Origin of the sequence: Nocardiopsis protaetiae, from assembly GCF_045446735.1 — a bacterium.
Lineage (GTDB): Bacteria > Actinomycetota > Actinomycetes > Streptosporangiales > Streptosporangiaceae > Nocardiopsis > Nocardiopsis protaetiae.
Genome location: NZ_JBJJBV010000208.1, coordinates 1 through 11,996, shown reverse-complemented (window position 1 = coordinate 11,996; position 11,996 = coordinate 1). Strand labels below are relative to the sequence as shown.

General features: G+C 73.1%; 8 protein-coding genes. 2 read left to right on the top strand and 6 right to left on the bottom strand.

Annotation, left to right across the window (positions count from 1 at the left end; all coding sequences use genetic code 11):
- Nucleotides 1-559 precede the first annotated feature (559 nt).
- The gene (locus tag ACJOT3_RS25685) at nt 560-1,723 is read left to right on the top strand and encodes an NAD-dependent formate dehydrogenase (RefSeq protein WP_406975675.1); all 1,164 of its coding nucleotides are present in this window, start codon (nt 560-562) and stop codon (nt 1,721-1,723) included.
- Here the strand turns inward: ACJOT3_RS25685 and ACJOT3_RS25680 are convergent.
- The 5 genes from ACJOT3_RS25680 to ACJOT3_RS25660 all read right to left on the bottom strand — a co-directional run bounded on the left by ACJOT3_RS25680 (nt 1,702) and on the right by ACJOT3_RS25660 (nt 9,601).
- Nucleotides 1,702-2,274, bottom strand: a complete 573-nt coding sequence (locus ACJOT3_RS25680; protein WP_406975674.1) for a hypothetical protein — start codon at nt 2,272-2,274, stop codon at nt 1,702-1,704. The two genes, ACJOT3_RS25685 and ACJOT3_RS25680, sit on opposite strands and share 22 nt — an antisense overlap.
- A 244-nt stretch (nt 2,275-2,518) precedes the next feature.
- Nucleotides 2,519-4,207, bottom strand: a complete 1,689-nt coding sequence (locus tag ACJOT3_RS25675; RefSeq protein ID WP_406975673.1) for a glycosyltransferase — start codon at nt 4,205-4,207, stop codon at nt 2,519-2,521.
- Nucleotides 4,204-6,204, bottom strand: coding sequence for a glycosyltransferase family 2 protein (locus ACJOT3_RS25670; protein ID WP_406975672.1), 2,001 nt, complete (start codon nt 6,202-6,204; stop codon nt 4,204-4,206). Before ACJOT3_RS25670 ends, ACJOT3_RS25675 begins: the two co-directional genes overlap by 4 nt.
- Nucleotides 6,205-6,267: 63 nt before the next feature.
- On the bottom strand, nt 6,268-7,302 hold the full coding sequence (locus tag ACJOT3_RS25665) for a class I SAM-dependent methyltransferase (protein ID WP_406975676.1): 1,035 nt from the start codon (nt 7,300-7,302) through the stop codon (nt 6,268-6,270).
- Between the two features lie 208 nt (nt 7,303-7,510).
- Complete coding sequence (locus ACJOT3_RS25660; RefSeq protein WP_406975671.1) at nt 7,511-9,601, bottom strand: acyltransferase family protein; 2,091 nt, start codon at nt 9,599-9,601, stop codon at nt 7,511-7,513.
- Between the two features lie 347 nt (nt 9,602-9,948).
- Between ACJOT3_RS25660 and ACJOT3_RS25655 the strand changes: the two genes are divergently transcribed.
- On the top strand, nt 9,949-10,563 hold the full coding sequence (locus ACJOT3_RS25655; RefSeq protein ID WP_406975670.1) for a superoxide dismutase: 615 nt from the start codon (nt 9,949-9,951) through the stop codon (nt 10,561-10,563).
- A gap of 85 nt (nt 10,564-10,648) precedes the next feature.
- Here ACJOT3_RS25655 and ACJOT3_RS25650 read toward each other — a convergent pair.
- On the bottom strand, nt 10,649-11,996 hold a 1,348-nt coding region (locus ACJOT3_RS25650; protein ID WP_406975669.1), incomplete at its 5' end, for an aminotransferase-like domain-containing protein.

The window sequence follows — 11,996 nt, the reverse complement described above, 5'->3', positions numbered from 1 at the left end:
CTGTTCCGGAGTCTGGAGGATTTGGAGCAGGTGATCAACGCGCATCTGCGTCTGGTGCGCAAGCGCACCGATCTGCTGCGGGGGTTCATCGAGTCGGTCGGCTTGGAACCCTCACCGTTTCCGTCAACCGCATAATCAAAGATCAGTAGCAGGCCTGAGCCGCCCGGGCGAAGTGGCGCTCTTCGGCCAGCGCCACCAGGTATTTGAGCTGGCTCAGCAACATGCCCACACATTACCGGCGCCTATGGCAGCGAACAAGGGACGCCCCGTCCCCGGCATCCGACGCCCTGGCCGGTCCACGCCGACTGCCAGGACGTCAGGCCGCCAGGCCGCCAAGACGCCACCGGCACCCATAACCGCACCGCAGAACCCGTCGATAACCGCGGTTTATGGCTCGGTCCACCGAATCTATTTGACCGCGGATCAGGCGCGGAGGAAAGTGGATATCAAGCACCGCAAAAACGTCCGACGGACGAATGAAAAGAAAGTCCGGAAGAGCCCGGCAAGACATTCCCCACCGCCCGGACTTTCCCAGCCACGCGCAAAGACGGAGATGACCATGGCGAAGATCGTTTGTGTCCTCTACGACGACCCGGTCGACGGATACCCCCGCACCTACGCCCGCGACGGCGTCCCCCCGATCGAGAGCTACCCCGGCGGCCAGACCGCCCCCACCCCCCAGGGCCTCGACTTCACCCCCGGTCAGCTGCTCGGAAGCGTCTCCGGCGAGCTGGGCCTGCGGCGCTTCCTGGAGTCGCGCGGCCACACCCTCGTGGTCACCTCCGACAAGGAGGGCCCCGACTCCGTCCTCGACCGCGAGCTGCCCGACGCCGACGTCGTCATCTCCCAGCCGTTCTGGCCCGCGTACATGACGCGGGAGCGGATCGCCGAGGCCCCGAACCTCCGCCTGATCATCACCGCGGGGATCGGCTCCGACCACACCGACCTGCCCGCCGCGATCGAACGCGGGATCACCGTCGCCGAGGTGACCTACTCCAACAGCATCAGCGTCGCCGAGCACGTGGTGATGATGATCCTGTCCCTGGTCCGCAACTACCTCCCGTCCTACCAAACGGTCCTGGACGGCGGCTGGAACATCGCCGACTGCGTGGCTCGGTCCTACGACCTGGAGGGCATGCACGTCGGCACGGTCGCCGCCGGGCGGATCGGGACGGCCGTCCTGCGCAGGCTCAAGCCGTTCGACGTGCACCTGCACTACACCGACAAGCACCGGCTCCCGGAGGAGACCGAACGCGAACTGGGGCTGACCTACCACCCCACCGCCCACGACATGGTGCCCCACTGCGACGTGGTGACCGTCAACGCCCCGCTCCACCCCGAGACCGAGCACCTCTTCGACGACGAGCTGCTGGGCACGATGCGGCGCGGCGCCTACCTCATCAACACCGCCCGGGCCAGGATCTGCGACCGCGACGCCGTCGTGCGGGCCCTGGAGAGCGGGCGGCTCGCCGGGTACGCCGGGGACGTCTGGTACCCGCAGCCAGCGCCGAGCGACCACCCGTGGCGGACCATGCCCCACCACGGGATGACCCCGCACACCTCCGGAACGTCGCTGTCGGCGCAGGCCCGCTACGCGACCGGGACCCGGGAGATCCTGGAGTCCTGGCTGGACGGGCGCCCGATCCGCGACGAGTACCTGATCGTCCAGGGCGGGGCCCTCGCGGGCGCCGGCGCGCACTCCTACACCGCCGACCCCTCCTGACCCCACCGGGCCGGCCGCACGGAACCGCCCGGGTCCGGAGCCCCCACCGGACCCGGGTCGGCACCTCCCGGAACGACGTCGACCCGGGTGATCGCGCTGATGAAGCGCGCACCGCACCGGTCGCCCGGGCTCACCAGCTGCGGCCCGTTCTCCCCCAGCGGCACGCCGTCCATCGCCGTGGCCAGCAGGAACGGCGCACCCGCGAACTCCGGATCGATCTCGGCCCACGACACGGCCGCGCGGTGCCCGTCCCTTCCCCGCAACCGGACGACGCAGTGGGCGCGCGTCCGGCGCGGCATCTCGGACATCAGCGGTGCCAGCGCGGTCAGGACCTCGTACAGGAGCGGGCCCCGGAAGACGTGGCGTCGCGGCCCGGAGGTCGCGCAGAGGAACTCGGCCGTCGCCGTCCGGTGCCGGAAGGGGCTCAGGTCCGTGACCTCGACGTTCCTGGACACGCTCTCCGACCTGGTGGTGAGCACGAACCGGGGGTGGTCGGCGACCTGCCGGGGCTCGGGCACGAGCAGCGGGGAGGTCTGCGGCTCAAGGTCCATACGACCGGTCTCCGTCTCGTCGTCCGGGGACCGGCGAGGGGTCTGCCGTGCCGATCCGTTGCCGACACCATTCCCCGGATCGCCTCGCCCATGGCTTCTGCGACCCGAGTATCATCTTTGCGTTAGGTTCTGCGAGCTTTCAACCCGTTCTTCCTCGCATAACAGATCCTCCACCCCTACTCCGGGGAACGGAAAAGGGCCGCCCCGAAGGACGGCCCTTCCCAGCGCTCAGCCGCTCAGTCGCTCAGCGGACGATCTTGCGCAGCACCCGGCGCCCCAGCCCCGGGGTGAACCAGCGCAGCTTGCGCTCGGCCCGGCGGGCACGGGCCCGCATGCGCTCGACCTCGGCGAGCGCCTGGTCGAGCTTGCGGCGCAGCGCCTCGGGGCTCTCGTTCCTGCGCGCCGGGGCGCCCTCCTCCGGCTCGGGGACCGTGAACTCCTCCCCCGACAGCCAGTGGGTGCCGTACAGCTCCTCCACGGCCCGGTCCGCCGCCGCGCCCGGGCTCACCGCACCCGCGCCACCCGCCGCCGTACCAGCCCCCAGGTGCCCGACCCGCGCGAACGCCGCCCGCCGCTCCAGCCGCAGCACCCCGTCCACCGCGCGCGAGGCGCCCGGCGGCGGGGCGCACAGCAGCCCCGCCCGTTCCTTGTCGGCGAGCCGCGCCATGTCGGCCACCGCCGTGGACGTCAGGCGGGTCCCCGCCGGGGCGTGCAGCACGAAGGTGACCCGCGGGTCGGCCTCGGGGGCCTCCTCGACCAGCCGCACCCGGGGGTCCCCCCGGAACGACTCCCCGATCAGCCGCAGGTCCAGCAGCTCCTCGTCCAGCGGCGAGCGCCGACCCTCGGCCAGCTCCCCCCACGGCCCCACCAGCCACAGCCGCAGGTCGGGCGTGGTCCCGTTCAACAGAGCGGCGGCCGTGACCTCCACGTCCTCCAGGCTCCGCCCCGCGACGTCGATGACCGCGTCGACGTAGGGCACCTCCCAGGACCGGTCCGGGTTCTTGCGGCGCAGCCGGAAGTCCGGGACCCGGTTGGACACGTACGGGGTGCGGTACCGCATCCCCGCGTCGCGGCGGGTCTGCATCTGGGAGCGCCCCAGGTGCCAGCTGCTCGTCTCCAGGTCGGGGATGAACACGGCGCCCTGCTGCGACACCCGGTAGGCGAACTCGGTGTCGCCGCCCAGCACCATCGCCGCGTCCATGCCGCCCGCGGCGTCGAACAGGGTCCGGTGCAGCGACCCGGTGGCCCCCGTGAACACCCGGTAGGCCTGGTGGGCGGCGGTGCGCAGCACGTTGCTGCCGTCGATGATCTTCTCGACCCAGTGCGTGTCGGCGCTCTGCCGGTCGAACAGCTCCCCGGCCCGCCCCGCGGCGACCTCGTCGCGGACGTGTTCGGGGGTCATGGCGTCGGGGTCGAAGTCCACGAACAGCTTGTGCCCCAGGGCCACCCCGTAGTCCACGAGGTGGTGCCAGCGCATCTGCGACTCCACGTGCTCGCGGTACACGAGCATGTCGGCGTCCAGCCGCAGCACGACCTGCCCGGAGGAGGCCTCCACCCCGGTCTGGAACGCGTGGGCCGACCCCCAGCCGCCGGGGGCCGAGGTGATCAGCCGGGTGTTCTCCGGCACCACCGGCGGCAACACGAGCGGTTCGGGCGAGCCGTCGTCCACCACGACCACCTCCATGAGGTGTGCCGGGTAGCTCTGGCCGGCCAGGGCGGCCAGCACGAACGCCAGCTTCTCGGGGTGCCCGTGGGAGGGGATGACGACGCTGACCGACAGGGTCGGCGTCCACGCGCCCAGGGCGGCCGGGGTGAGCGGCGCGTAGTCGTTGCGAACCAGGCGCGGCTGGCCGGAGAAGTCCACCTCCCCCCGCGGCAGGGTGGCCGGCGAAGGTGCGGCGACCGGCTCCGGGCCGGTTTCCAGAGTGGTCAACGGAGTTCCCCCGTGTACTCGGTGACGGGTCGGCCGAAGGGCGCGGGCTCTCCCTCCAGGAGGGCGCTCGGGCGCCAGCCGAACCACTGTCGGATGCGGTTGCGCAGGAAGAAGGCCATGTCCTCGGACCAGGTGTGGCCGCCGCCGGTGCGGCGGAGCACGTACCCCAGCCCGTGGCCGCGGTAGATGCGGCCGCCGCCGCGCATGACGGCGATGAGGAGTTGGGTGTCGATGGAGCGGGGCACCGGGCGGAAGCCGCCGGTCTCCTCCAGGACCGCCCGGTCCGTGAGGATGGTGCCCCCGGCGATGAACCGGCTGGAGGATTCGGACCGGCCCTCCCGCCAGAGGGTCAGGTCGACCTCCTGGAGGTAGACGAAGTCCTGGCCGACGCCGAGGAGTTCGGCGCCGGAGTAGGTGCGGGCCAGGACGAGGTCGGCGAGGTGGTCGGGGCCGTACCAGTCGTCGTCGTCCCACTTGGACACGAGGTCGCCGGAGGTACGGGCGACCGCATCGTTGAGCACGGAGCCGAAGACCTTGTCGGCGGGCGCCTCGCACAGCACCAGGGGCCGCCCGGTGGCCTCGTACCCGGCGATGGCGGCGGCCACCTCGGGCAGGGAGGCGGGGAAGCCGTGCAGGGTGAGGACGAGTTCGACGTCCACCCCGCGCTGGCGGGCGATCTGGGCGAGGGCGAAGCCGACCATCTCGGGGCGGCGGGTGCACAGGATCACGGACACGGTGGGCGCGGGCGGCACGGGCACCCCGGCCCGGGCGCCCAGGGTCCGCCACCGGGAGCGCGTCCCGTGCAGGCGCAGGGCGGTGCGGCGCAGGAGAACGCTGTACTCCTCCCGCCGCAGCGGGTCGGCCAGCTCCTCGGCGTCGGCACCGGTGACCAGGTCGGCCAGGGGCGCGCCGAGCCCGGCGGCCCAGGCGGGGAGCGGTCCGCCGACCAGCGGGACCCCGCCGGCCGCGAGGGAGGCGACGGCGCGGACGGCGGCGGTGGGCCCGGTGTGCCCGGACCAGTCCACGCGGACGCCGCGCAGGTGGCGGATCCGGGACAGGTCCACGTCGGTGACGGTGCCGTCCGGTGCCACCACGACCAGGTCCTTCTTACCCTGGCGGACCACGGCGCGGTCGCCGTGGACGGTGAGGTCGCCCATCGGCCCGCCCGCGTCCTTGGAGAACCCGATCGGGTTGACGGTGAGCTCGTCGACGGGGGCGATGTCCGCCGGGTCCGCGGTCTCCCGGACGCGGGAGCCGCCGGGCGCCGCGATCCGCTCCCAGGCGTCGGCGCCGGTGGTGCGCCGGTCCAGCACCGGCACCGCCTCGTCGGTCCACTCGGGCGGGGTCCCCTCCCCCACCCGCAGGGCCAGGTCGCCGACCGGGGTGACCCGGCGCAGCGGGACCGGCCCGGCCGCCGCGACACCGCGGGCGCCGGTGTCGCCGGGCCGCCACAGCGCGGCCTCGGGACCCGACAGGGCGGCCAGCGGCGCCAGGGCCGGGCCACGGCGCCGCCCCCGGGTCCCGGACCACACCGCGTCCAGCACCTGCGGGGTCTCCACCCCGTTGGGGAAGAACAGCTCGCACAGCCACCCGCCGCGTCCGGCCCGGCGCACCCGCACCTCCTGGAGTTCGCGCCACTGGCCCATGCCCGGGGAGGCGGGCAGCGGCGGCTCCTGGTGGCCGGGGGTGTCCACGATCGCGACGACCACCTGGACGGCGCGCGGCAGGTCGGCCGCGGCGGTCAGGGAGCGGTGCAGGTCGGCGGGGGTCGCGGCGACGACCGCCACCAGGCCCGCCTCGGGCCCGCTGTCGCGCTCCCAGAGGTTGCGCAGCTCCAGCGGTTCGCCCGGGACCCGGGTGTCCAGGTCCACGACCGCGTCGACCGGGGTGAGCGGCAGTCCGTCCAGGTGGTCGCGGGCGCCCGCGCCGGTGTGGCACAGCAGGGCGGTCTCGGTGCCGCGGGCGCGCAGGGCGTCCCGCAGGGCGGTGGTGATCATCCAGACCTCGTGGGTGTCGGTGCGGTGGTGCGGGTAGTGCGGGGCGGGTCAGAGCCCTGTGCGTCAAACCCCCTTGCGGCCGAACACGTGCGCCCCCTTCTCCGCCTGCTCCTCGGTGCGGTGGAACTCGGGGTGGTCGGCCAGCCAGCGCTCGCCGACCGCGCGCTCCTCCGGGCGGTCGGCGTCGTCCAGGACGAACACGACGTCCTCGGTGCAGTGCGCCAGCAGCCGCGGCAGCGCCGGGTAGCGGACCTGGAGGCCGGTGGCCTGGGGCGGGCCGTCGACGAACACCACGCCCACCTCGGCCAGGTCGGTCAGGGCGGAGGTGTCGTACCAACGGTCGGCGGTGGTGCGCTCCTTGCCGTCGACGGTGACGGTGTCGGTGTCGATCGGGGTGAGGGGCGCGTGGCGGACCTCGACGATGTCGTCGAGCCCGTGGGAGGCGACCAGGGCTCGGCTGAGTTCGGCGTAGCGGGCGTCGTGCTCCAGGGCGACGAGGCGGCCGCCGCCGGCCCGGCGCAGCGCGTAGCCGAGCCAGACGCTGGAGGCGCCGCTGCCGCACTCCACGACGGTGGCGGGGCGCAGCCGCTCGATGTGGCGGACCAGGACGCGCAGCACGTCGGGTGAGGCGGCCCAGCCGCGCAGCGGCGGCATGAACGGGGCGGTGTCCAGGTGGTCGCGCAGCTCGGTCCAGGCGACCTGCTGCTCGTAGTCGGCGCGGCCCTGGAGCTCGACGGCGCGGCGCAGCTCGCGGGAGGCCTTGGGCAGCGCGTGGTCGGTGACGCGGGTGACGCGCTCGCGCAGGTCCTTGAGGGAGCGCTGCGTCTCCAGCCGGTCCTCGCCCAGGGCCTGGGAGACGGTGCGGGCGTGTTCGCGCACCGACTCCTCCAGGGCGCGCACCGAGCGGCGCACCAGGATCAGACCCAGCCCGAGCCCGCCGGCCAGGGCGGCGAGCAGGGCCAGGGCGACTAGGGTGCCCGCCTCCACCCAGGTGATCAGGCCCAGGGCCGCCGCGGCGACCAGGGCGGCCGCGGCGAGCGGGCCGACGACGGCGGTGAGGACCAGGAGGGGGCGCAGTAGGCGGCGCAGCGAACGCATGGCGGGCATCTCCACGGGGGATGGTGGGCTGGCGAGGAACGATGGGGGAGCTCCCGAGCGCGCCCGACCGAACGGAAGGGGTGGGGCATCGACGACATGAACAGCCCTCGCGAACAAGAGACCACCTTGCGCGGATCGTTGAAACCCGCATGCGGGGCAATTCTCCCGTTGTTCATCGGAAGATCACCGTCGACGGGCCGTGGCGCCCTCAAGAGTTCTCCGTTGCGTTGCCCTGCCCGGTGGCCGCCACCAGAGCCTCCTCCACGACCGGGACGAGGGTGCGGGCGTAGGTGGCGGTCATGTGGGAGTGGTCCCAGTACACGAGGATGTTGCCGACGACCGCGTCGCACCGTTCACCGGGGCACACGTGCTCGGTGAGGTCCACCAGGGTGACGTTGGCGGGCAGTTCGCCGCGCTCGGCGAGCACGGCGGCCGGGTCGCGTTCGGCGTGCGAGTAACCGAGCGGGTCGGTGCAGGCCTCGGCCGGGCCGTCGGACACGCACTCGGCCCCGGCGTAGGAGCGGCGGGGCAGGTCGCGCATCCCGATGACGTCGATGCCCATCACGCCCAGCTGCCGCCAGCGCTCCACGAACCCGTCCGGGGTCACCTCCCCGTTGGCGCTGGCCCGGGTGGAGGAGGTGAACACGGCGTCGGGGCGCAGCCGCTCCAGTTCCTCCATGGCCCGGGCGTCCCACTCCTGGCATTCGGTGAACACGCGCCCCTGGGTGTAGGGGACGTCGGCGCTGAACTGGCACCCGCTCTTGGTGAACGACACCAGGCGCCACCCGTGCGCCAGGGCGACCTCCTCCAGCGCCGGGTACCAGTGGGCGGTGCGCGAGGCACCGACCATGGCGATCGTGTACTCGGCGTCCTCGGGCCCGGCCCAGCAGATGACCGGTTCGGTGGCCCGCAGGTCCACGTGGCAGCCCTGGAGGTGGTGGTCGGACAGGTCGTCCTGGGCGTCGAGGGGGTCGGGGACCACCGGCAGGTCGGGCAGCACGGTGGCCAGCTCGGGGTGGGTGACCAGGGCGGCCCCGGGGTAGTCGACGGGTTCGATGACGCGTTCGGCGCGCTCGCGCCGCTCCGCGACGATCCGGTCCGACCAGTGGGAGCCGACGACCAGGGCGGGGGCGATGACCAGGACCGCCATCGCCGCCGACCAGACCGGCAGCCACGGCCGGGACACCATCCGGCTCAGGCGCTCGGCCCCGCCCTCGACGGCCTTGGAGGTCACCCAGGCCAGCGCCAGCGACAGGGCGAGCACGGCCGCCCCGCCCAGCGGGGTGGCCAGGGAGCGGCCGGTGAGCTGGAGGTACACCACGAGGATCGGCCAGTGCCACAGGTACAGGGCGTACGACAGCCCGCCCAGGGCCATCAGCGGGCGCCAGGTGAGCACCCGGTGGACGCCGAACCGGCCGCCCACGCCCCCGCCCACGCCGCTCCCGCCGCCGTCCCCGGCGACGATGACGGCGGCCGCGGCGAGCGTCGGCCACAGGGCGGCGTACCCGGGGAACAGCGAGGACACCGGCAGCAGCACCCCGCACAGGACCAGGGCGGCCAGCCCGCCCCAGCCCAGCGCCAGCCGCACCGGCCCGGGCGGGGTGATCCGGTGGACGACCAGGGCCAGCACCCCGCCCAGGGCCAGCTCCCACAGGCGGGCGCCGGTGTCGAAGTACGCCCAGGGCTGGTCGACGGCGGTGATCCACATCGAGTACCCCAGCGAGAGCACCAGTACGGTGCCGATCGCGACCAGCGCGGCCCGGCGGATCCCGTCGCGGCCCGCGGTCAGCAGGGCCGCTCCCAGCAGCAGCGGCCACAGCAGGTAGAACTGGCCCTGGATGGACAGCGACCAGAAGTGCTGCACCGGGCTGGGCGCCCCCTCGCGGGCCAGGTAGTCGACGGCCGCGGCGGCCAGCGCCCAGTTCTCGTGGTAGAGCGCCGACGCGTACACCTCGGCGATGACGTCCGGCCAGCGCGACCGCGGCAGCCACAGGTACGCCATGGCCAGAACCGCCGCCAGCACCACGCCGACGGCCGGGGTCAGCCGTCGCAGCAGCCGGGTCCAGAACGCGAACGGGGCGATCCGCCCGTCGCGCTCGGCCGCCCGCACCAGCGACCCGGTGATGAGGAACCCGGTGAGGAACAGGAAGACGTCCACGCCCCCCGAGACCCGGCCGAACCAGATGTGGTAGACGGCGACCAGCAGGACGGCGACGGCGCGCAGCCCCTCGATCTCCGGGCGGAACCCGCCGCGCGGGGAAACGCGGTGCTCGGCGGTACCGCGTTCGGAAGTGGACATGGACGTGCCTCGGGATGTGCGAGATGACCGGGAAGTGGCGTCGGATCATCGCCCACCGGCCGGAACGGGCGGTGAACGCCCCTCCAACGCCCGGCGACGTACGCCCGGCGACATTAACCGAATCTCCGAAAAGACCCGCCCTCCCTTATCTCGGGAGATTCATACCGTACGAACACGATTCCCCACAGAAAGTGCACCACTACGGAGGGTGCCCTGTCGTTTATTCCCGGCCCCGGGTGTCGGCAGCCTGACACCGGAAGCCCCGCCATGCGGCTGATAGCTTGCTGCCTAGCGATCCTTCGCTGGTAAGTGACGACGAACCGCTTCATCGGAAAGGTGCGTCAGAGATGTCTGCGCCATACACGCTCCCCGAGCTGCCCTACGACTACGCGGCCCTGGAGCCGTGGATCTCCGGTCAGATCATGGAGCTGCACCACGACAAGCACCACGCCGCCTACGTCGCGGGTGCCAACTCGGCGCTGGAGCAGCTGGCCGAAGCCCGCGACAAGGGCGACTTCGGTACCGTGACCCAGCTGGAGAAGAACCTCGCGTTCCACCTCGGCGGCCACGTCAACCACAGCGTCTTCTGGAAGAACCTGTCCGCCGAGGGCGGGGACAAGCCCGAGGGCGAGCTCGGTGCCGCCATCGACGACCAGTTCGGCTCCTTCGACGCCTTCCGCGCCCACTTCAACGCGGCCGCGGCGAGCCTCCAGGGCTCCGGCTGGGCGTTCCTGGCCTGGGACGCGCTGGGTCAGCGCCTCATCATCGAGCAGCTCTACGACCAGCAGGGCAACGCCGCGCTGAGCTCGGTGCCGCTGCTCATGCTGGACATGTGGGAGCACGCGTTCTACCTGCAGTACAAGAACGTGAAGGCCGACTACATCAAGGCGTTCTGGAACGTGGTCAACTGGGCCGACGTCCAGGAGCGCTTCGAGGCCGCGCGCAAGGTCCGGATCGGCTAGCCGACCTGCCCTGCGACACCGAAGCCGCCCACGGGACAGGATCCCGTGGGCGGCTTCGTCGTTGCGGCGGCCGGAGTTCCTGCGGTCAGACCACCAGCGGCACCGGCGCGCTGACCGGCCCGTGCCGGTCCAGCTCGCGCCAGGCCCGCGACAGCCGCCAGACGACCTCCTCGCGCTCGGCGGCGTCGGCGGACACCGGCAGCCGGAAGAACCGGTCGTGCCGGTCGTCCGGGGAGGCCGACATCAGCGGCCCCGGCACCAGTTCGAGCCCGTGGCAGAGCGCGACCTGGGCGTAGGCCCGGGAGTCGATCCCCGGCAGCTCGATCCACAGGGCGGCGCCGCCGTCGGGCCGCCGCCACCGCCAGTCGGGCAGGTCGCGGCGGAGCATCCCCTCCAGGTGGTCCATGGCCCCGGCGAGGTGGTCCGAGCGCTCCCGGGCGAGCCGGTCGTAGTCGGCCAGCAGGCGCACGGCGACGACCTGGTCCAGCAGCGGTCCGGCCAGGTCGGCCAGGACCTTGCGGCGGCTGAGCCGCACCGCCATCTCGGCCGGGGCGCGCAGCCAGCCCAGGCGCAGCCCCGCCCAGGCCACCTTGGACAGCGAGTCCACGCTGATGACCTCGGCGCCCCGCGGCGCGTGGGCGGCCAGCGGCGGCGGCTCCTGCGGGTGGCGGATGCCGGTGTAGGCGGCGTCCTCCAGGATCGGCACCCCGGTCCGGGCCGACAGCTCGCCCAGTTCGCGGCGGCGGGCCGCGGACATCATCGTGCCGGTCGGGTTGTGGTACGAGGGCATCACGTAGATCAGGTGCGGCGCGTGCTCGGCGACGGCCCGGCGCACCCCGTTGATGTCGATGCCCTGGTCGTCGAGCGGCACGGGCACGAACCGGGCGCCCCGGTCGCTCATCAGGTCCAGGCAGCCGGCGAAGCCGGGGTCCTCCACCACCACCGGCGAGCCCTTGCGCAGGTAGAGCTGGGTGACCAGGGAGATGGCCTGGTGGGCGCCGGTGGTGACGACGATCTGGTCGGCGGTGGTGGGCAGGCCGCGGTCGGTGTGGAAGTCGGCGATGGCCTGGCGCAGCGCGGGCAGCCCGCGCGGGTGGTAGGTGCCCTCGGCGAGCAGCGGGCCCAGGTCGTCCATGCTCTCCCGGATGATCTCCTCGACCGCGGGCAGGGCCGGGGTGCTCATACAGGAGAGGGAGATGAGGTCGGCGTCGCGCTCGATGAGGTTGCGGTACATGTACTGGCCGACGCCGTTGGCCGCCCAGCCGTCGGCGCGCACCGGCGCGATCCGGCTGCTGACCCGGGTGCCGCTGCCCTGTCGGCTGTCGAAGACGCCCTCGGAGCGCAGCAGGTCGTAGGCGGAGACCACGGTGGTGCGGCTGACCCGCAGCGCCGTCGCCAGGACGCGTTCGGAGGGGAGTCGCTCGCCGGGGGCG